26 protein-coding genes are annotated in these 21,134 nt (G+C 36.6%); 11 read left to right on the forward strand and 15 right to left on the reverse strand.

Annotated elements, in window-relative coordinates; translation table 11 throughout:
• The first annotated feature begins 554 nt into the window (after positions 1–554).
• The 3 genes from KGF86_RS12150 to pabB all read left to right on the forward strand — a co-directional run bounded on the left by KGF86_RS12150 (position 555) and on the right by pabB (position 3,410).
• The gene (locus tag KGF86_RS12150; RefSeq protein WP_186868831.1) at positions 555–941 is read left to right on the forward strand and encodes a YgzB family protein; all 387 of its coding nucleotides are present in this window, start codon (positions 555–557) and stop codon (positions 939–941) included.
• Positions 942–1,108: 167 nt separating this feature from the next.
• Positions 1,109–1,693, forward strand: coding sequence for an anthranilate synthase component II (locus KGF86_RS12155; protein WP_211742041.1), 585 nt, complete (start codon positions 1,109–1,111; stop codon positions 1,691–1,693).
• Entirely contained in the window at positions 1,686–3,410 is a 1,725-nt protein-coding gene (gene pabB, locus KGF86_RS12160) for an aminodeoxychorismate synthase component I (RefSeq protein WP_211742042.1), read from the forward strand. Before KGF86_RS12155 ends, pabB begins: the two co-directional genes overlap by 8 nt.
• A 43-nt stretch (positions 3,411–3,453) precedes the next feature.
• Here the strand turns inward: pabB and perR are convergent, their stop codons facing one another.
• The 6 genes from perR to KGF86_RS12190 form a co-directional block, all read right to left on the reverse strand.
• Positions 3,454–3,897 carry a peroxide-responsive transcriptional repressor PerR gene (gene perR, locus KGF86_RS12165; protein ID WP_186868834.1) on the reverse strand — a complete coding sequence of 148 codons (444 nt, stop codon included), beginning with the start codon at positions 3,895–3,897 and terminating at the stop codon, positions 3,454–3,456.
• A gap of 257 nt (positions 3,898–4,154) precedes the next feature.
• Positions 4,155–4,712, reverse strand: coding sequence for a cob(I)yrinic acid a,c-diamide adenosyltransferase (locus KGF86_RS12170; protein ID WP_211742043.1), 558 nt, complete (start codon positions 4,710–4,712; stop codon positions 4,155–4,157).
• Between the two features lies 1 nt (position 4,713).
• Complete coding sequence (locus tag KGF86_RS12175) at positions 4,714–5,664, reverse strand: D-2-hydroxyacid dehydrogenase (RefSeq protein ID WP_211742044.1); 951 nt, start codon at positions 5,662–5,664, stop codon at positions 4,714–4,716.
• A gap of 178 nt (positions 5,665–5,842) precedes the next feature.
• Entirely contained in the window at positions 5,843–6,562 is a 720-nt protein-coding gene (locus tag KGF86_RS12180) for a sugar transferase (protein ID WP_211742045.1), read from the reverse strand.
• 142 nt (positions 6,563–6,704) lie between these two features.
• Positions 6,705–7,175: a thioredoxin-dependent thiol peroxidase gene (gene bcp / locus KGF86_RS12185; protein WP_186868838.1), complete on the reverse strand. Its 471-nt coding sequence runs from the start codon at positions 7,173–7,175 to the stop codon at positions 6,705–6,707.
• A gap of 58 nt (positions 7,176–7,233) precedes the next feature.
• Positions 7,234–7,671 (reverse strand): potassium channel family protein, encoded by a 438-nt coding sequence (locus tag KGF86_RS12190; RefSeq protein WP_186868839.1) that lies wholly within the window; start codon positions 7,669–7,671, stop codon positions 7,234–7,236.
• 141 nt (positions 7,672–7,812) lie between these two features.
• Here KGF86_RS12190 and KGF86_RS12195 point away from each other — a divergent pair, with 141 nt between their 5' ends.
• The 3 genes from KGF86_RS12195 (at position 7,813) to KGF86_RS12205 (ending at position 9,916) form a co-directional block, all read left to right on the forward strand.
• Entirely contained in the window at positions 7,813–9,111 is a 1,299-nt protein-coding gene (locus KGF86_RS12195; RefSeq protein ID WP_186868840.1) for a glutamate-1-semialdehyde 2,1-aminomutase, read from the forward strand.
• An 87-nt stretch (positions 9,112–9,198) separates the two neighbouring features.
• Positions 9,199–9,582: a hypothetical protein gene (locus KGF86_RS12200; protein ID WP_211742046.1), complete on the forward strand. Its 384-nt coding sequence runs from the start codon at positions 9,199–9,201 to the stop codon at positions 9,580–9,582.
• Between the two features lie 19 nt (positions 9,583–9,601).
• Positions 9,602–9,916 (forward strand): hypothetical protein, encoded by a 315-nt coding sequence (locus KGF86_RS12205; RefSeq protein ID WP_211742047.1) that lies wholly within the window; start codon positions 9,602–9,604, stop codon positions 9,914–9,916.
• A gap of 79 nt (positions 9,917–9,995) precedes the next feature.
• On the opposite strand, the gene yidC is transcribed toward KGF86_RS12205, so the two are convergent.
• The 6 genes from yidC to mutY form a co-directional block, all read right to left on the reverse strand.
• Positions 9,996–10,790 (reverse strand): membrane protein insertase YidC, encoded by a 795-nt coding sequence (gene yidC, locus KGF86_RS12210; protein WP_211742048.1) that lies wholly within the window; start codon positions 10,788–10,790, stop codon positions 9,996–9,998.
• Positions 10,724–11,104 (reverse strand): hypothetical protein, encoded by a 381-nt coding sequence (locus tag KGF86_RS12215; RefSeq protein WP_186868844.1) that lies wholly within the window; start codon positions 11,102–11,104, stop codon positions 10,724–10,726. The genes yidC and KGF86_RS12215 overlap by 67 nt, the downstream gene beginning before the upstream one ends.
• An 84-nt stretch (positions 11,105–11,188) precedes the next feature.
• On the reverse strand, positions 11,189–12,934 hold the full coding sequence (locus KGF86_RS12220; RefSeq protein WP_211742049.1) for an ABC transporter ATP-binding protein: 1,746 nt from the start codon (positions 12,932–12,934) through the stop codon (positions 11,189–11,191).
• A 187-nt stretch (positions 12,935–13,121) separates the two neighbouring features.
• Positions 13,122–13,652, reverse strand: a complete 531-nt coding sequence (gene ntdP, locus KGF86_RS12225; protein WP_186868846.1) for a nucleoside tri-diphosphate phosphatase — start codon at positions 13,650–13,652, stop codon at positions 13,122–13,124.
• Between the two features lie 193 nt (positions 13,653–13,845).
• Positions 13,846–14,016, reverse strand: a complete 171-nt coding sequence (locus KGF86_RS12230; RefSeq protein ID WP_186868847.1) for a gamma-type small acid-soluble spore protein — start codon at positions 14,014–14,016, stop codon at positions 13,846–13,848.
• Positions 14,017–14,114: 98 nt separating this feature from the next.
• Entirely contained in the window at positions 14,115–15,188 is a 1,074-nt protein-coding gene (mutY, locus tag KGF86_RS12235; RefSeq protein WP_211742050.1) for an A/G-specific adenine glycosylase, read from the reverse strand.
• Positions 15,189–15,268: 80 nt separating this feature from the next.
• On the opposite strand from mutY, the gene KGF86_RS12240 reads away from it, so the two are divergent.
• Positions 15,269–16,255, forward strand: a complete 987-nt coding sequence (locus KGF86_RS12240; RefSeq protein WP_186868849.1) for a metal-dependent hydrolase — start codon at positions 15,269–15,271, stop codon at positions 16,253–16,255.
• 88 nt (positions 16,256–16,343) lie between these two features.
• Here KGF86_RS12240 and KGF86_RS12245 read toward each other — a convergent pair whose 3' ends face one another.
• Entirely contained in the window at positions 16,344–16,679 is a 336-nt protein-coding gene (locus KGF86_RS12245; RefSeq protein WP_186868850.1) for a YfhH family protein, read from the reverse strand.
• Between the two features lie 97 nt (positions 16,680–16,776).
• On the opposite strand from KGF86_RS12245, the gene KGF86_RS12250 reads away from it, so the two are divergent.
• Positions 16,777–17,436: an SDR family NAD(P)-dependent oxidoreductase gene (locus KGF86_RS12250; RefSeq protein WP_186868851.1), complete on the forward strand. Its 660-nt coding sequence runs from the start codon at positions 16,777–16,779 to the stop codon at positions 17,434–17,436.
• Positions 17,437–17,627: 191 nt separating this feature from the next.
• Here the strand turns inward: KGF86_RS12250 and recX are convergent, their stop codons facing one another.
• Positions 17,628–18,449 carry a recombination regulator RecX gene (gene recX / locus KGF86_RS12255; protein ID WP_211742051.1) on the reverse strand — a complete coding sequence of 274 codons (822 nt, stop codon included), beginning with the start codon at positions 18,447–18,449 and terminating at the stop codon, positions 17,628–17,630.
• Between the two features lie 62 nt (positions 18,450–18,511).
• Here recX and KGF86_RS12260 point away from each other — a divergent pair, with 62 nt between their 5' ends.
• The 3 genes from KGF86_RS12260 to KGF86_RS12270 all read left to right on the forward strand — a co-directional run bounded on the left by KGF86_RS12260 (position 18,512) and on the right by KGF86_RS12270 (position 20,495).
• On the forward strand, positions 18,512–19,420 hold the full coding sequence (locus KGF86_RS12260) for a TIGR01777 family oxidoreductase (RefSeq protein ID WP_425516494.1): 909 nt from the start codon (positions 18,512–18,514) through the stop codon (positions 19,418–19,420).
• A gap of 344 nt (positions 19,421–19,764) precedes the next feature.
• Positions 19,765–20,319, forward strand: coding sequence for a GNAT family N-acetyltransferase (locus tag KGF86_RS12265; protein ID WP_186868854.1), 555 nt, complete (start codon positions 19,765–19,767; stop codon positions 20,317–20,319).
• A gap of 56 nt (positions 20,320–20,375) precedes the next feature.
• Positions 20,376–20,495 (forward strand): YfhE family protein, encoded by a 120-nt coding sequence (locus KGF86_RS12270; protein ID WP_186868855.1) that lies wholly within the window; start codon positions 20,376–20,378, stop codon positions 20,493–20,495.
• A gap of 41 nt (positions 20,496–20,536) precedes the next feature.
• On the opposite strand, the gene KGF86_RS12275 is transcribed toward KGF86_RS12270, so the two are convergent.
• Entirely contained in the window at positions 20,537–20,800 is a 264-nt protein-coding gene (locus KGF86_RS12275) for a hypothetical protein (protein WP_211742053.1), read from the reverse strand.
• Positions 20,801–21,134: the final 334 nt, after the last annotated feature.

Raw genomic sequence — 21,134 nt, forward strand, 5'->3', positions numbered from 1 at the left:
ACCAATCAATCATAGGTAAATTCTTAGCAAAGAAGCTGCTAGCTTCTGTAATTCTTTAATAGAAAAAACAGGGTATGTTTTTTCTTGACATACTGGTTGTTTTGTTCAGTTTTCAAGGAGCAAAATCTTTATCGCTATTTCAACAACAGCTTTTATATATTATCATGTTGACCACATTATGTCAACAACATTTTCCAAGAAGTTTTTCACTTTCTTGAATCGCTTCTCAAATCAGCGACTTTAATAATATATCATGTTTGCCATTATAATGTCAAACACTTTTTTTAATTTGTTTTCAAATATCTGTCGCTAAATGATGCGTGTCATTTGAGCAACGGATATAACTTTACCATTTATATCAACCTAAGTCAACACTAATTTTTACTTTTATTTAATGTCGTTTAATAACAACCATTACTAATGTATTCTATTCATATCTAAGCTATCGTGTGCAATGAACCTTTCATATACTATGTCCATATTATAGGAAAACAATTCTATTGTTTATAAAAAAATGCTATACTACACATATATAATAAGGAGGACACATTTGTATGGCTCAACTAGTTTATTCGAGTAAAATCAATAAAATCCGTTCCTTTGCCCTAATACTTATATTTGCGGGAATTGGCTTTATGTACATAGGTTTGTTAGTAAAGAAGATTGATTGGTTAATGGCTATATTCTTTCTTATAGGCGTCATCTCCATTGTATTGAGTACAGTAGTATACTTTTGGATAGGGATGCTCTCAACTAAAGCAGTTCCAATTATATGTCCAAGCTGTGAGAAGCCAACCAAAATGCTAGGACGTGTTGATGCTTGTATGCATTGCAAACAACCACTAACATTAGATAAAGATCTCGAGGGTAAGGAATTTGATGAAAAATACAATTCTCGAAAATACCAAAGAGAACAGAAGAAAAATAATAACACCAAATAGCATCTGCCTATCGGTAGATGCTATTTTTTTAAGAATTAGCACAGTAATACATCTTTCCCCTCCCCATCTAAATACTTTTGCATTTTTACAAGCGGCCTGAGTTGTATAGAAATAATCAATATAATTATAGAAAGAAAAGCGATGTTTTTTAGAAATGAGGAATTTCATTGATACTTATAATAGATAATTATGATTCTTTTACATTTAATTTAGTTCAATATATAGACCAGCTAAATCAAGAGACTATTGTTGTTCGAAATGATGAAATAACATTAGACATTATCCAGACTCTTCAACCATCTCATATATTACTTTCACCTGGTCCTGGCAATCCCAGTAATGCTGGGATATGTTTAGATATTGTCAAGGAGCTGTATCAAGACTATCCAATTCTCGGTGTTTGCTTAGGTCATCAGATTATAGCAGAAGCATTTGGAGGGAATGTAATTAAGGCGAGCGATCCTACACATGGTAAGATATCTTCTATTAAGCATGATGGAAAAGGAATTTTTAAAGATTTAGCAAACCCTGTACAAATTACAAGATATCATTCTCTTATAGTAGATAAAAACAGCTTTCCACAATGCCTAGAAATAAGTGCCTATACGGAAGCTGGTGATATTGCCGCGTTAAGACATAAACAATATCCGATAGAAGGGATTCAAGGTCATCCAGAATCTATTCTTTCCGAAAGTGGCCTAGCATTATTAGATAATTTTCTCAGTTCTAAGAGGAGCGTAATGAATGAATAAACATAAACCCTTCCTTCATTTTGATTTTAATGGAACTTCTACTACTTTTGAAAACCCTGTTGAGATTATAACGACTGATGAGATTGATCAAGTTGTTCCTAGTTTAGCGAAGATTCAAGATGCTATTCATAATGGCTATTATGCTGCTGGCTATGTATCCTACGAGGCAGCACCAGCCTTTGAACAATCCATGAAAGTATTTGATACAAATCGTATGCCACTCTTATGGTTTGGAATATATGAAGGTACTAGTAACATAGCTAACAAATCAATTGGATCCTTCTATACTACAGATTGGAAGCCCAATACTTCTACGGAGGAATACAACCGTTCTATCAACCAAATCAAAACACATATTGAGTACGGAGAAACCTATCAAGTTAATTACACGATCCGTATGGATGCCGATTTTCATGGGGATCCCTTTGCTTATTACCAACAACTGGCTAGTTCACAATCCGCCAATTATAGCGCATATTTAGATATAGAGGGTTTTAGTGTATTATCCGCTTCCCCGGAGTTGTTTTTCCATCTTAAAGAGGGAAAAATTACAACGAAGCCAATGAAAGGAACGATTGGTAGAGGGAACACTATAATAGAAGACCAAGAAAATGCCAAATGGCTTTCTCAGTCAGAGAAGAATCGGGCTGAGAATGTTATGATTGTTGATCTACTACGAAATGACTTAGGTAAATTAGCAAAGCCTGGCTCAGTAAAGGTACCGGAACTATTTACTATCGAGGAATATCCGACCGTATTTCAAATGACTTCTACTGTAACAGGGGAAATTGATAATGAGATAGGGATTGTAGATATATTCAACGCATTATTTCCATGTGGTTCGATTACGGGTGCACCTAAGATCAGTACGATGAATATTATTCATGATCAAGAAACTACTCCGCGCGAGGTTTACTGTGGAGCAATTGGATTTATAACTCCGGAACAAGAAGCAATTTTCAATGTCCCAATCCGAACCGTAGTCATTGACGATAATGGCCAGGCTACATATGGTGTTGGTGGCGGAATTACTTGGGACTCTAAGGAAGATGAAGAGTATAATGAAGTATTAACTAAAGCAAAGGTACTGTCTAATGCAAATAACGATTTCCAGCTCATAGAAACGATTGGTTTATTCGATGGGGATTATCATGTTTTGGATAATCATTTACGAAGGCTTAAGCGCTCCGCTTCCTATTTTAAATTTCAATTCAACCAGGAGCAGCTAATGGAAATGCTCCATGACATTGCCAATAGACATCCAGATGGGAACTTTAGGGTACGAGTTATACTTTATCCAAACGGAGAGTTAGCCGTAGATGTCACAAAGGAAGAGGCTGTTGTTAACGACGGGAAACCTGTTTCATTAGCGAAACATGCGATATCCCAGGATGATATTTTTCTTTATCATAAAACAACCAATCGTATCGTTTACGAAAAACTTCTGGGTGAGGTAGATGATGTGTTTGATGTTTTATTATGGAATGAACATCATGAGATAACAGAATTCACCCGTGGTAATGTCGTCGTCGAACTTGCAGGAAAGCTATACACACCACCTGTACAGTCTGGTCTATTAGCTGGAACTTATCGAGAAAAACTACTGAATGAAGGAACAATCTCAGAACGAGTTATTCGCATAGAGGAACTTTCTAATTGTAGTAAGATTTGGTTTATCAATAGTGTAAGGCAATGGGTATTAGTCCATTTAGCATAAAAATAACCCTGCTACCATCATTGGAGCAGGGCTATTCATTACATTAATGTTTATGTCCTTTTTGCTGTTTACACTCTTCACAAGTTCCATATACTTCCATTCGGTGATGACTAACTTCAAATCCGGTCACTTTTGCTGCTAAGGATTCTACTTCATCTAATGATGGATAATGAAAGTCGACGATTTTTCCACATGACTCACAAATAATATGGTAATGATCGGTTAAATTAATTTCGAACCTACTCGAGGAATCGCCGTATGTTAGTTCACGAACCAATCCGTTTTCACGTAGTACACGTAAATTGTTATATACTGTTGCTACACTCATATTAGGGAATTTTCCTTCTAGTGCTTTATATATATCATCGGCTGTTGGGTGAATAACTGAGTTCATTAGATAATCAAGCACCGCATGACGTTGTGGTGTAATACGTACCCCTGACTCTTTCAATGCAACAATTGCTTTTTGAAGTCTATTTTCTGACACGTCATGCACCTCGCTTTCGTGAGAATTTCTAAGTCTGATACAATTATTATATTATAATATTTATAATTAGTGTACGCCTATCCATTCAGTCTTGTCAATATTAGTATATTGTAATGGATAAATATTATAACTTAGTTGCCCGTGTCTCAAACAGAAATGCATAGACAATGAATTAGATAATATTAAAATCTAAGATGTTGTTAGTGCTTCTTACTTGCTCTGGAATATAATGTGCCAATATAATTTAGAGCAATAAATTACACTTCCGTATTCAGCGGTAACTCTTCCCCACCTAATTCTTTATTCACATATCTAGCTGCGACAAATAAATAATCAGATAATCGATTTAAATAGGATACAACTAAAGGATTAGCTAATTCTTCTACCAGACCAACTGCTAGTCTCTCGGCTCGACGTGTTACAGTTCTTGCCACATGGAGTGCACTTGATGCACGGTGGCCTGACGGTAGAATAAATTGCTTTAAGGCATCTAAATGCTGATCCCACTCGTCAATTTGCTTTTCTAGCTCTTCAATATGCTCTTTCTTAAGCTTCCATACTACTTCCTTATCCGGTGGTGTTGCTAATTCTGCACCAACATGGAAAAGAATCGTTTGAACCCGGTGCATTTGCTCTAGAAAACTAGCCTTCCCTTCCCAGCTCTCTCCTTCTAGTAGACTGGATGCAAGACCAATCATGGAATTGGCTTCATCACAAGTTCCGTATGCTTCTACCCGAAGATCATTCTTTGGCACTCTTTTTCCATATACTAATGAAGTTAAGCCCTTATCACCTGATCTTGTATAAATTCGCATTTTAATACCCCCTAGATGGATCAACTTTATTAACGTAGTCACTTTCACCGTTCAGTAGTTTATCTAGGTTTTCCTGGAATATCGCTAATGCTCGAACCATATAGTTTGGTGACTGTCCAGAGATATGTGGTGTTACCGTAATATTTGGTTCTGCCCATAGCGGACTATCTTCTGGAAGAGGTTCCTGCTCAAAAACATCTAATACCGCATGGGCAATTTGCTGCTCTTTAACAGCTTGTAACAAGGTTTCCGTTCTAACAAGGTCACCTCTACCTATATTAATAAAAACAGCATCATGTTTCATCAGAATAAAATGCTCTTCTGTTAATAGGTATCTTGTTTCTGCAGTACTTGGTAAGACTGAGACAATGAAATCTGCGCTTGGTAGTACCTCTTTAATCGCTTTGATTGTATATACTTGATCAAAATGCTCTACTAGTCTTCCACTACGAGAAACACCAATTGTCGTCATCTGGAAGGCTTTTGCAAGTCTTGCTACTTCCTGTCCAATTGCTCCCGTGCCTAAGACGAGAAGTGTTTGCCCTGTTATTTCCTTCATGCGTACTGATTTATCCCATTTATGATTTTTTTCATTTTCCATTAGCGTTTTTTCTTGTCTATACACTTGTAGCATCATAGAAAGACTATATTCGGCCATCTGAGTTTTATGAATACCGCGAGCGTTTGTAATCAGAATTCCCCTATCTTCTATTTGCTGAAAAGGTAATTGCTCTACACCAGCTGAAAGCACCATGATCCACTTTAGTTGTGCAGCCCTTTCTAGTTTCGACTCATCTACATCATCACCATATGTTACTAGTACAGAAGCCTTCTCTAAATGTTGCTCCGCTTCTTCCATACCTGTTGTAAAAATAAACTCCACGTTCGGATAGCTTTCTACCAATGTGTGCTGATGTTTTTCTGAAATACTTGCTGAGAAAAGAATAACCAAGCTAAATTCCCCCTTTATAATAACTATTAATCCCTATCTCCATAATAAACACATTAGAAAGATTGAACAACTTAAATCAGAAAAGCTTCGTGCGCTCGGAGTTAGACGCTTTGATTTGATACGTTCCTATCTGTCAAAAAAAGCCAGATCCCAACTATGAGATACTGGCTACGCAATATTAGTCTTTCTTTTTAAACAAACGTTTGATAGATTGAAAGAAAATCATGGCATCTAGCTTAAAGGAGCAGTTCTGCGTATAGTATAGATCATATCTTATTTTCAAACCGTGCTTTTCATTGGTAGCTCCTTTTATTTGAGCATAGCCGGTCAATCCAGGTCGAACTTTAAGACGCTTCATCTGCTGGCGGTTGTAATAATCAACTATTTCTGGTCGCTCTGGGCTTGGTCCTACTAGACTCATATCCCCTCGAATTACATTAATCAATTGCGGTAATTTATCTAAATGATACTTACTTAACCACAGTCCTGTACTCGTGTACGTAACATGTTTATCCCGGATTATCTTAAAGTAATTCGGTACGCCGTTATCCCAGGAGCTTGGAAATGGATATGGCGGAAGCTGGCGAATGACCTTGGATCCGTTTGTCATCGTACGGAAGGACCACATGACAAACGTCCGATTATTTTTCCCTACTCGTACTTCTCGATTGAAAATAGGCTTCCCTTCTTTTTTCGCTATTCGTATACAAATGTATAAGAATAGAGGTAAAAAAAAGAGAAATAGAATGGTACACACGATCATATCTGATAGTCTTTTAAGAAAGAAATAAAGATTGATATGGATGAAATAATTTGTTTTCGTTTTGGCAGACTCTAGCATCTTCTGATCATACCTTTCTTTACATTGTACAAATCCTATTACTAAATACGTATTCAAAGCGTTAGGCTTATATAACTATGTAATAGAAAAGTAATATAATCAGTCTTCAAATTTTGGTAACGATAAATCACCTGAAAATGATGATACACAAAAGGGACACATACTTAGATTCTACTAAAATATGTGTCCCCTTATACGATTATACTAAATTATCACGAATAAAGTTCAGTGCATCTTCCACATGACCATCCACTTTCACTTTACGATACTCTTTCTGAAGTTTACCTTCTTTATCAAGAATGAAAGTGGAGCGCTCTACACCATAATACTCTCTACCAAAGTTCTTTTTGAGCTTCCATACATCATATGCTTCTGCTACCTTATGATCCTCATCAGCTAAAAGTAAAAATGGTAGTTCGTGCTTTGTTTTAAATTTTTGATGACTTGCAACTGGATCTGGACTAACACCCACGATTACAGCATCAAGCTCTTTAAAGCTTTCATGATTATCACGAAAATCACAAGCCTCTGTTGTACATCCTGGTGTCATGTCCTTCGGATAAAAATATAACACAACATGCTTTCCTTTTAAATCCTCTAAACGAACTTCTTCTCCTTCTTGGTTAGGAAGGGCAAAGGAAGGGGCAGGTTTTCCTATTTCTAACGTCATTTATAAAACCTCCAAAACTTTAATTCACCTTCACTATAACATTACGATAAGTGGAATGCTATTCTCTTGCCCGCTCCTGATTAGAATTGACAAAATGAATTACAAATGCTGTCGGTAAAATATAGCCAATTAATGCTTCAATTAACGCAAGTAATCTTCCAATACCAATCGGGGTAATATCACCATAACCAATCGTCAACATCGTAACACCACTAAAATACATCGAATGTATCAAAGATCCAATTGGACTGACCTTCCTTAATTCCCCACCTTCAACCAAGTAAATCCCTTCAAAGGAAAGGATAAAATAAATTAAACCAAATCCAATTATGACAATCGTATAGGTAATCACTAAAGAAGTGAACATTTCAATGGAAAAGCTCCGCTCCTTTATTCGGAATCCCATGATTTCCTTTTCTCCTATAACAAATCCATAGATACTTTTAGCAATAATGAAGCTTACAACGATTACCAATAACCATGGTAGTATACTCATACAATCTCCCTCTTCTTTTATAAGCATTACTACATAATATGCTAGTAGTTCCGAGGGCTTGTCATTTTATTTTCAAGTTGAATGCGATACAATAAGTAACGTGAAATAAAACTAGCATGCTTTTTACATAGGAGGAAAATGATGAACTTTACTAAATCTGAAGCACTTCATGAAGAAGCGCAACAACATATTGTTGGTGGAGTAAATTCACCATCTCGAGCTTATAAAGCGGTTGGAGGTGGATCGCCTGTCTATATGGAACGTGCTAAGGGAGCATATTTCTGGGACGTTGATGGCAATAAGTATATTGACTATTTAGCAGCTTATGGCCCGATTATTACTGGTCATGCACATCCACATATTACAGAAGCTATTAAAAAGGCAGCGGAAAATGGGGTACTATACGGCACACCTACTCCATTAGAAAATCAGTTTGCCAAAATGTTAAAAGAAGCCATTCCATCATTGGAAAAGGTTCGCTTCACTAATTCTGGTACAGAGGCTGTCATGACAACTATTCGGGTAGCTAGAGCATACACTGGTCGTACGAAAGTGATTAAATTTGCAGGGAGCTATCATGGCCACTTTGATGCTGTACTTGTACAAGCTGGTTCAGGCCCATCAACCTTAGGCACACCAGACTCTGCTGGTATTCCTGTATCGGTTGCACAAGATGTGATAACAGTTCCGTTTAATGATATTGATGCTTATAAGGATGCGTTGGATAAATGGGGCGATCAGCTGGCTTGTGTTCTAGTGGAACCAATTGTAGGGAACTTCGGTATCGTTGAGCCGAAAGAAGGGTTCTTACAAGCAGTAAATGAGCTAACCCACGAGGCTGGAGCACTTGTCATTTATGATGAAGTAATCACTGCTTTTCGCTTTACCTATGGAAGTGCACAACAGGTCTATGGTATTGAACCAGATATGACAGCAATGGGTAAAATTATCGGTGGCGGACTACCAATTGGAGCCTATGGTGGTCGTAAGGATATTATGGAACAAGTTGCACCACTGGGGCCTGCCTATCAAGCTGGTACAATGGCAGGAAACCCAGCTTCCATGTCAGCAGGAATTGCTTGTTTAGAAGTTTTAAAACAAGATGGTGTTTATGAAAGATTGGACATGCTTGGTGCCCGCCTAGAAAAAGGGATACTAGAAAAAGCACAACAATTTGGAATGACACTTTCCATTAATAGGCTACGTGGTGCTTTAACTGTGTACTTTGGAAGTACGGATACAATAACTGATTATGAGGGCGCAGAAGCGAGTGATGGCGAACAATTCGCTACGTTCTTTAAACTAATGCTGAACCAAGGAATCAACCTTGCTCCATCGAAATATGAAGCTTGGTTTATTACAACAGAGCATACAGAAGCTGATATCGACCAAACAATTGAAGCAGTGGGGAATGCCTTTAAAGAAATGGCTTCTAACTAATCCCAAAAACACTTGTGATAAATTTATCACAAGTGTTTTTTCATATTCCAATATGGTATAATTTTCTAAAAGAGTGGGGTGCTTTCAATGTATTTCCTTCAGAAATCTTTAGCAACAGTATTCAGTGCATTAATTATTGGATTACTTTTCTTTGACTACTTCTTCATTGCTTTTCTTATCTCCCTTCCGATCTTTCTAATAGCTGGAGGCATATGCTCCTACATTGTCGATGTATACCTACTTGAGAAATTAAAGATAAGTAGCTTACTACAAGAATATTTTCTATCGATTATTGTTTATACATTAGGCGGTATCGTTACCATGTTTATCTTCTCTTTTAGTCAAGGTAGCATCTCAAGCAGTACCATTTTACCAACTGTACTAATAGGAATCGTTCCTGCCTTTATTTATTTCCATCTTAGCTTTTTATTTAGCTTAGTGATATCTCGTAAAACAATGATCATTGATTAATACATGCGGAGGAAACAAAATGAAATCAAGAAGGCAGTTAATAAAAGGCGGAATTATTCTCCTATTTTTTTTCGTACTCGTTTTTGGAAGTTTGAAGCATTCAACTGTACACCATTTTCCAGTTCCAATAATTGCACAGGTTGATAAGAAGTACAGTGACCATGAAATTTCTTTCAATTTCATCGGAATAAATACACTTTATGTAGAACATCTAAAACTGTTTGGCTGGAAGCAAGTGGATCAAATGGGGGCTATGAGAATTTACGAAAAAGATGGTCATACAGTTGCCTTAACTACTTTTAAAGATGGATTTTATATTGAAGCCAACGAGTAACATTATAGTGCTCTTACACATTTTACGTTAAAAACAAAGCCACCAATAACATCATCCGTGATTTATTGGTGGCTTTTCATTATTCTTCCTGTTGTCGCTTATGAGCTAAATATATTCGTTTCGAAATTAAGGTCTGTATAATCACGATGACTCCTCCAACTGTCCAATACAATGGTAAAGCAGCTAGCGTATTTAGCGAAATAATTCCAATCATAATTGGTGATATCAATCCGATTAATGCCATCTGCTTTTTCATCTTTGGATCAAGTCCAATTTGTGACACCTTATACTGAATGAAGTAAACCAATACAGCGATGGCAACCATGATGAAATCCGTTTCTCCTAAGTTAAACCATAGGAATGAATGAGTTGCTATTTCTGGTGTTTGGCGAATAGCATAGTAGAATCCAATTAGAAATGGAAGCTGAATAAGCATCGGTAAGCAACCACTAAAAGACGCAAGTGGATTGAAATTATACTTTTGATAGAGCTGCATCATTTCTAGTTGAAGCTTTCTTTGTGATTCAGGGTCTTTTTTATCTTTATATTTAGCCTGAATCTCTTCCATCTCAGGCTTGAGAATTTTCATTTTATCTTGCATTTGCATACTATTCTTTGTTTGTTTAATCATAAATGGCATAATGACTATTCGAATTAATACGGTGATGATAATAATAGAAAGACCGTAATTATCATGAAAGAATACTGCAATAGATTTTATTATGGTAGAAAAGCTGTCTACAAAAATGTGATTAAACCATCCTGTTGACTCGGATGAACTATTCCCAGAACATCCAGCTAGAAATATTATGAGTAAAATGCCTCCGAAAAGGCTGATTTTCTTAAAGTTAGTGAATACAGATTGTTTTTCCATTGTGCTCCTCCTCGTTTTTTAACAAATTTATAAAAAGAGGAAAGAGCTCCTTCTTCATCATCATCTGGTACTTCGATTCGTTTCGTAATAATCGCTAACCAATTACGCCTCTCTACAATTTCATTCACTTGATGAAGTACAGGCTCAAAATTACCATATAATCGGTAGTGGTCTCTTATATCCACCTGCTTATTGAAAAAGAATTCAAATTCAGGGAACCAACGAATAACATATATAGCGGAAAGTAATACACTTACATATAGATAAAATGGTGAAAAATCACCAAAGAATTCAAATAGAAAATCTAGTACCATCTGTATTCACCCCCTTCACCATACTTCTATTTCATACGTATGATACGCTTAAAAAGTTTCTCTTTCTAGGAACAATTATTTCCATTAGTCATCAAAGTGTTGTACTTGATACAAATCATAATAAATTCCCTTTGATTTCATAAGTTCAGTATGCGATCCTACTTCCGTTATTTCCCCATTTTCGATTACGACAATTCTATCCGCATGAGTAATAGTTGCCAGTCGGTGGGCAACTATAAACGTTGTTCGATCGGAGGCTAATTTTTCCATCGCTTCCTGTATCGTATGCTCACTCTCTAAATCTAGCGCAGAAGTCGCTTCATCAAAGATAAGGATTGGTGGATTCTTCAAGAAAACACGAGCAATTGCTATACGCTGCTTTTGTCCTCCAGATAGCTTCACACCACGCTCACCTACTAATGTATCATATCCTTGTGGTAGTTCCATAATGAAATCATGGGCATTGGCAGCTATTGCCGCTTCCTTAACCTCTTCATCTGTTGCATGCGGGTTCCCCATACGAATATTCCTAGCTACCGTATCCCCAAATAATATATTATCCTGAAGTACCATACCGATATTGTTACGAAGTGTTCTTGCTTCATAGTCACGGATATCGATTCCATCCACTTTTATCGATCCTCCGGTTACATCATAAAAACGGGGAATCAAACTGATTAATGTTGATTTACCTCCACCACTCATACCGACAAGGGCAATTGTTTCACCTTGGTGAACCTTCAAGTTAATATTCTTCAGCACAGTACTTTCATCGTCATATTGGAAGGACACTTGATCAAACTCAATATCGCCATGAACACGACCTGCTTTGACTGCATTTGGTTTATCGACAATATCATACTTTTCATTCATAAATTCAAATACACGGTCGATAGAAGCAATCGATTGGATAAGTACAGTAGATGAGTTTATCAATCTACGTAATGGACTATAGACCCTTTCTAAATAAGCAAAAAATGCTACCATGGTACCTAATGTTAAATTACCTACGATTACCTGATAACCCGAATAGGTTATTACTAATAACGGCGCTAAATCGGTTATTGTATTGGTTACGGCGAAGGTCTTAGCATTCCAAGTCGTATGCTCTAATGCTTTATTTAAAAACTTACTATTTTCTTTATCAAATTCTTTCTGCTCATATTCCTCTAATGCAAAGCTTCGGGTAACCGGAACACCCTGCACCCTCTCGTGTAAATGCCCTTGTACCTCTGCTAATGCTTGAGAACGTTCCCTTGTCAGGCGACGTAATTTCCCATAAAAATATTTAATGGAAAAGCCAAATATCGGGAATAAAATAATCGAAACTATCGTTAAACCAACATCCATCGATAACATAATACCAATGGCAATAAATATTGTTATCAGATCAAGCCATATATTCATTAAACCCGTGATAACGAAATTCTTTGTTTGTTCGACATCATTTATTACCCGGGAAATTATTTCGCCGGTTTTTGTCGTAGAATAGTATCTTAAGCTCAATTTTTGCAAGTGGTCGAATAGCTTATCTCTTATATCATAAAGTATTTTATTCCCTACCCACTGGGCAAGGTATTGACGATAATATTCAATTGGTGGACGTAGAACAAGAAAAATGACAAATGCTCCACCCATAATCCAGAAGAGGTTGGTAAGCTTTTCATCAGTCCCCCATGTCTCATGACCAATAATGTCATCAATGACATATTTCATGATTAATGGAATTAATAGTGGTATTACAAATTTCACAATCCCAATAACGATGGTAACGATAATTTTCCATTTATATGGTTTAACATATTCCATGAATTGTTTTATACTGCTCATAAAACATCAACTTTCTGTTTATTTTTTTCTAGAATTATTGTTCTCTAACTTCTGATGTGAAAAACGGAATACAATAGTATTTTTTATGTCGCATGGCACGATTATTATGCTTTCCCTATAAAAAAAAGCAAAACCCTTGCTACACATGTAACAAGGTTATCATGACCTATTTGCACTTGAAATCTACTTAAAATCTATATGTAAGAAAACGTTCGTACCATTGATCAACAAAACCAGGTGAAAACGGGCCTTTTCTCTGCTGAATCCAATGCTGTAGTTCTGCCATATTATTGTATAAAATTCGGTCTAATACTCCAGGATAATTCATTTCATCCCTATGAAGTTGATATTCATCTTCATCTAATAAATCAAACGTCATATCTGGATAGACCTTTAAATCCAAATCATAATCAATATACTTTATTGCATTTTCTTCATAAACAAATGGAGAGCTAATATTACAATAATAATGGATACCATCGTCACGAAGCATACCGATTATATTAAACCAATGCTTGGAATGGAAGTAACATATAGCAGGCTCTCTTGTAATCCAGGTACGCCCATCACTTTCTAACACATTTGTCTTATCATTAGCCCCGATTACAACCTGTTCCGTTCCCTTCAACACAATCGTGCTTTCCCAAACACGATGCAAGTTGCCATTATGTTTATAGCTTTGAATTTTTAAATCTGTACCAGCCCTCGGAGCTACCATCTAATCCCTTCCCATTCTAATTACTTAAACCATTATATAAATTACTTACACATCCTATAAATCGACAATTTGTCTAACTTTTTCTATCTATTATAAGGGGTGTCAAATAAAATATAAAGCATTAAGCAATGTGATAAGCAAAAAGAAGAGCCTCCGGGAGAAAGGAAGCTCTTCATTACTTCGAGGGTAGTCGTTATTTTTTATTAGCTTGAGATTGTTGATTTTGCTGTCTAACTTCTTGAGCATTTGTTTCAGAAGCAAATTCTGTACCAAATTGTCCTTGACCTGCTTTAGATTGCGCGTTTTGCTGTTTTACTTCTTGTACATTAGTACCAGAAACAGTTTTGTTAGGATTTTTAGCCATTATTATCACCTCCAACAATAAATACTATTTCCAGATAGAAGCGTAATTATGAAGGTAATTCAATAGTATATTTTGGAAGTTTTTCTCCAGTATATTTCTTATAAAAACTGCATCATCTTTTGATGAGAAACTGGGAATGGATAATTTCCTAACTCTGCTTCATCAACAAACGTGAGACTGGTAACCTGTTCTGCCTGCTCCATTAAGACTGCTGGATATATACCAAGCTCCCATGTTAAATGTGAAAATACATGCTTAAATTCCCCTTGTTTCTTTCCTAATTTAACTCTTACCCCATAATGGGCATAGAACCAATTTTCTAGTAATTCCATTTCAAGCTCTTGCAATGGAACCATCGGGAATTGCCAAAGATTAGCCAATAAGCCTTCTTCCGGTCGTTGCTCGATGGCAACTTTACCTTCTTCATTTCGTAGTAATAATACTGCATATGGCATTTTTTTATTCTTTTTAGCTTTTGTTTTTATCGGTAATTGTTGCTCAATGCCTAGTTTAAATGCTTCACAGTGCTCTTGTACGGGACATACTAAACACGCAGGGGATTTTGGGGTGCAAATGGTTGCTCCAAGATCCATAATTGCTTGGTTAAAGGATGAGGGATCCTCATGTGAGATAACTTCTCCTGTAACCGATTCAAATAATTTCTTTGTTTTAGGTAAAGCTATATCATCATCAATATTTAATACTCGAGAGAACACACGCATGACATTTCCATCAACTGCAGGTTCTGGTTGATTATAGGCAATAGAAAGGATTGCGCCCTTTGTATAAGATCCTATTCCCTTTAATCCTTCTAATTGCTTCGAATCATCAGGAACTGTCCCGCCGTAATTTTCCACTACTTCGCGCACTGCATGTTGTAAATTACGGGCACGGGAGTAGTACCCTAATCCTTCCCAAGCCTTTAATACGGCCTGTTCTTCAGCAGCTGCTAGATCATATACTGTAGGAAATTTTTCAATAAAATTATTAAAATACGGGATAACTGTATCCACTTTTGTTTGTTGTAGCATAATTTCTGATACCCACACTTTATAGGGGTCTTGATCCTGTCGCCATGGTAAGTCTCGCTTGTTTGTATAATACCAAGTTAAAAGATCATTTTGAAATGCAGAAATATTAAAATTCTGTAACGGATTATCCTGAACTGTCATATAACCACTTCCTTTATGGTACACTAAAAACACACTGAAAAATTTAAACCTCAATCTAGATTCTATAGGAGGAATTCGATTTGGATACTGGAACCCACATTGTTATGGGGGTTGCCTTAGCAGGCCTAGCAACGCTCGACCCGGCCGTGAGTAATGATCCGGTCTTATTCAACGCAGTCCTAGTCGGTACAATTATTGGTTCACATGCACCAGATTTCGATACTGTATTAAAATTACGTAATAATGCAACCTATATTAGACATCATCGAGGAGTTACCCATTCTGTCCCTGCCGTTATTACTTGGGGTGTTTTGATCGCAACGATTATCCACTTGTTTGTTCCTCAAGTTAATTTTTGGCATCTATGGGGATGGACAGCATTTGCGGTTTTCGTACATGTTTTTGTAGATATTTTCAATGCTTATGGTACACAAGCATTTCGTCCTTTTACAAATAAATGGATTGCCCTTGGTTTTATCAATACCTTTGATCCTTATATTTTCACCCTACATGTAGCAGGGATAGTGGCTTGGATAATAGGAGCAAATCCTGGAATTACTTTTTTAATCATTTACGCAGTAATTATATTATATTACATCAAGCGTTATATGGAGAAAAAAGAAATTGTTAAAACTATCCATGAATTCATTCCAGATACAACGGAAATAGCAACTTCACCAACCTTAAAGCAAAATTACTGGCGAGTTGCCATTACAACACCAACTAAGTTCTACGTCGGAATAGTGGAAGATGGCCATATTGAAATTGTGGATGAGTTTGAAAAAGTTCCATTACCTAATTCTCCGATTATTGATATAGCCATGCAGGATAAAAATATATCTGCATTTTTATCCTTCTCTCCTATATACCGTTGGGAGATTAGTGCATACGATGATTATACTGAGTTACGTTTTATTGATTTAAGATATCGCTCTAAAACATATTACCCATTCGTTGCAGTGGTGCAAATCAATAACGATCACGAGATAATTAGTTCTTATACAGGCTGGATTTTTTCAGAACATAAGCTGCAAAACAAATTATATGTTGGCGATAGTCCAGTATAGTGAACAAGGAGAGAAGCATAGTTCTACCGCTTCTCTCCATTTTTATTAAAATCAAAAGAGCTCCTTTTCTAAACAGAGCTCTCTTCTATTAGTTATCTAATTTTTTCCCTAATAAAGAAATTGGAATCGCCTCTTCTTTTTCATATACTTCATCCAATAGATTGATGCGATGCCCCCATGCAAAAACCCCTTCTAAATAGTTAATTTTAAACCGGTGACCTGGGTCATGACGGAACTCGTATGTGCTCCCTGGTTTAAAGTCTTCTGGATTTAATGTATATGCTAAAGCTAATTGCATTTTTCTTTCATATATTTGAACTTCGCTAATATTACCTAATTGCTCTGCCTTTTGGGCTTTTTCTTTAAATTCTCCTACTAAAGCAAGTAATTGCTCCACAGATAAATCACTATACCGATAATTCATTTAGCTAGTCCCCCTTCAACTCACTTTACATTTTATCAACATTTTAAGACAATTAAAATGGTTATACATTACTATTAGACAAAAGGTGGCTAAATAAATGCCAAAAGTTGCAATTACAGGTGCTGGTACTGGGCTAGGAAAGGCCTTAGCATTCGAATACGCTAAGCATGGCTATACAGTTTATTTATTAGGACGAAGAAATAATCCGTTACAGCTTGTTCAACATCAACTAATTCAAAATGGATTTGACGCAGAAGTTGTTCTCTGTGATGTAAGAGAAGATGCTTCTATTCAAATTGCCTTTCAGCGTATCGGTGAGCTAGATGTTTTCATTAATAACGCTGGCACTGGTGTATTTGGACCTGTTGAGGACTATACGGTTGACGATATTGATAATACTCTAGATACAAATGTAAAAGGAACTATTCTAGCCGTACAAGCTGCTCTTCCACTTATCCGAAAAAGTAAAGGTAGAATCCTAACGATTATTTCTACCGCAGGAATACGTGGAAAAGTTAATGAATCTCTTTATTGTGCTAGTAAATTCGCTATCCGAGGCTTCACAGAATCCCTACAAAAAGAATGGGAAGATGAAGATTTCTCTATCACTGCCGTTTACATGGGCGGAATGAACACACCATTCTGGTCTAATTCCCATCATGTTAACGATCCCTCACGTCTAAAAAGTCCTGAAGTCGTAGCGAAACAAATTTATGCAGAAGATGATGGCCGTTTGGAGATTGTGATTGATAAGTAGAGGAATTTAGGGTGGCTGACGCTGGGGCGGGAGTTTGGGGGCATGTATTTTGTCGCTTGGCTTTTTGGGCACATCTATCTCTCGTTTGGGTGCATCTACTTCTCACTCGGGCTCATCCTTCTCTCGCATAGGCGCATCTCCCCCTAATTTACAATACCTAAAAAACAAGGGACTTGTTCCCTGGCAAGTCCCTAAAATCCCGCTTCAATCTCTTCATCGATAAACTTATTGATTAAATCTATTTGAAATCCTTTACGATATAAACCTTCTTTTACTTTCATTTTTAGCTCGTATCCTGACTTTTTAGCAGAGTGTTTTCGGACAAGCTTTTCGCCTTGGTATACTAGTGATTCCCATTCTGCAGCGTTATCTTTCTCATCTACTACTGATAATAAAACTTCACCTATCACATCCGATGTAAATCCTTTTTGGACTAGAATGATTCGTAGCTGCTCGATTTTTTTGTTAAAAGATTCTTTCTTACTGGAGCCTATTTTTTTGTTTACCCATTTCATTGCTTTCTCAAATTGTGTATCATAGTTATAAAGTGTTACAGCTTCTTCCGCAATCGATGGGGCAACTCCTTTTTCAATTAATTCTCGTTTTACTAATAGAGGACCCTTTGAGGTTGTATTTATTCTAGTTAAAGTAAAGGCTTCAGCAAATTGTTTATCATTAATCAATCCTTCCTTCGTGAGACGATCGATAATGATTATAATATGCTCGGGCTCTACTTCCTTTTTCACTAAATAATCATATATTTCCTGTCTGGTTCTCATTCGGAAGCTTAAATAATTGATTGCTAACAGATAGGATTTTTGGATTGTATCTTTTCGGATGAGGAGATCAATCGTTGCTTCATCTAGCTCAAGTCCCTTTCGGAGTCCAAATTCCACCAAGATTGCTTCATCAACACTAAAGGCATACTTATCACCGTCACCTTCAACGAAATAAATATTGTAACGTTGTTTACTCTTTTGTTGTGTTGTTATTCGGCTTATTTTTGCTGGCAACTTCTTCACCCCTTTTGTCCATCATAACATGATCATAATATAAGATTACCAAAAGTGAGGAGATATGCATGAATTTTTTAATCACGGGCGGTACTGGTTTTGTTGGTAAAAAGCTTGTTGAAAGGCTAACTTCACTCCATCATAACAGCTATATCTTAACCCGCACTCCAGAGAAATTTACCAATACCGAACATACTACATATATCACATTTGAGGATGCAAAAAAACTTCCTCCTATTTATGGGGTGATTAATCTTGCAGGCGAGAGCTTATTCGGTTACTGGACGAAGAAAAAGAAAGAAAAGATTAAATCTAGCAGAATCGAAATCACCCAAAAGATTATTCATCTCATGAAGAATATGGATGTCAAACCAGAAGTCTTTATAAGTGGGTCTGCTGTAGGCTACTATGGCGTTTCTAATGAAATAATGTTTACTGAGGAGACAGAAAAGCCTGGGGATGATTTTTTAGCTAATGTTGTAGTAGCATGGGAGAATACAGCTAAGCAAGCGGAAGGTATGGCTATTCGAACGATATTTGCACGATTCGGTGTGATTTTAGGTAGAGATGGTGGTGCATTACCACTTATGTCGCTACCTACGAAATTATTTGTCGGTGGTAAAGTTGGTAAAGGTGAGCAATGGACCTCTTGGATTCATATAGATGATGTCGTGGATATGTTGATTTTCACTATCCAAAATGAACACATATCTGGTGCTCTCAATGTGACAGCTCCAACCCCATCTCGGAATAAGGAATTTAATCAGATTCTTGCCAGGAGTCTAAGACGTCCTTATTGGTTTCCTACTCCCGGGCTTTTAGTCCGTACTGTTACCGGGGAGATGAGTCAACTGGTGTTGAAAGGACAGTATGTGCTACCAAATAAAGCAATCGAAAACAGGTTCCAATTCACATATCCAACGCTGGAATTAGCGTTAAATCAACTATTTGCTGATGTAAAGAAAAATTAACAAATTTTGTCGATATTTTTGATAAAAAAGTTGTTCCATTTTGGTGATAATCATAGTATTATATGTATTGTTACAAATCGAAACGTCTAGAAGAGCACATATTCACTGATCTTTTGTGAGTATGATAGTTTTTCTTATGCAACTAGGAAAGAACGTTATACTTTCCAAATTGCCCAAATATAATAGGGAAGGCAAATGGTGCGCCACCAGTTTTTTGACTGGTTCTAGTGGGTTCGATTCCCACCCCGAATTTTTGTTGATCTTAATAAAAATTCGCGGGTGGGCTACCAACTAGGTTTCCTTTTCTTTGGTTACCCTCCTGCATAAATAAGGAGGGTTTTTTGATGCTAAAAAAGCGTGAATTACATGAGGTGCCAGTATTGTTTGAACTGATGTCACACCCAGATGTGTTCCCATATGTTAGACATAAGGCAACAACTACTGATGAGTTTTACTTCATCACCAAAAAGACAATTGAAGCAGAAGAACGCGGTGAGTTAATCTCAAGGACGATCTTAGACGAATATCAGCAGGCAATCGGTACGATTAATCTGTTTGATATCGAACAGAATCACGGTTTTTTGGCAACATGGATTGGCCAGCCTTATTTCGGGAAAGGGTATAATCGACTTGCTAAGGAGCAGTTTTTCGATGAGTTATTCTTTGATTATGAAATCGAGACTATCTTCATGAAGGTACGAAAAACAAATCTCCGCTCTACAAAAGCCGTTCTAAAACTTCCTTATGTAGCCTTAGGAAACACCATTTACCCAGAAATTTATCAAAAAGTAAATCAGAACGAAGAAATATACGATATCTTTGCAATTTCTAGAGAGCATTACCTATCATATCAACAATTTGCGAACCTTGAAGCAAGTGCGGATAATGAAGTAGTATAAAAATTGCATAAATATTACAGATATGGTTATTCTAAGAATAAAAGTGAGGGATGACCATGTCGGCGAGAGAAAAGCGTGAAGTAAGAGATAAGTTTCTAAACAAAACGCAGGAAGTATTGTATCAAAAGGAGTTTAAGCGTGCAGACCGCGCTAGACAAAGAGGGGATCGAAGCTAAGCTTCGGTCCTTTTTTCCCTTTCCTATAAGCAATGCTATATCTATTTAGTTCTAACAAATTTTCTATAGGAAATAAGTATTAAAGCACAGACTAGTGCTAATCCGAGGAATGTGAACAGAAAGTATAGAGGTGAACCCACTATCCCGAAAGCTACTTCATTTTGAAGTGTTTCTACAGTATCCCAATTCCCAGCAATAGTAGGTTGATAATTCTTCGTTTGGAAGTACCCTACCAACAAGGTTCCGACGATATAAAATAGATGAAGGACAAAAGAAAAAATACATGATTGAACGATAATCTTCAACCCCTACACCCCCTCGTAGTATTGGTTCCATTTTATACTATGAAATTTATTACAGCAAATTGTTTTCTTAGATGCTTAAGTTGTTTATGTGTAGCTTTACCTCACTATTATAAAAGTTACACACACTAAAGCCATTTTTTGTGGATAAATAAAAGGAAAGCGCTGTTTCCCCCTTAATTTATACACAGGATAATGTTGATTAGTACCCATAACTAATTGTGAATACTGTGCATAACTTAGTTTATTCCTGATTAATAGTGTATCTCATTGTGGATAATCCTGTGGTTAACTTATTTCTTTCCTAAACGTTGCTTTTAATGATTATTTTAAAATG

It is taken from the genome of Ornithinibacillus massiliensis (assembly GCF_018310345.1).
GTDB lineage: Bacteria > Bacillota > Bacilli > Bacillales > Amphibacillaceae > Ornithinibacillus > Ornithinibacillus massiliensis.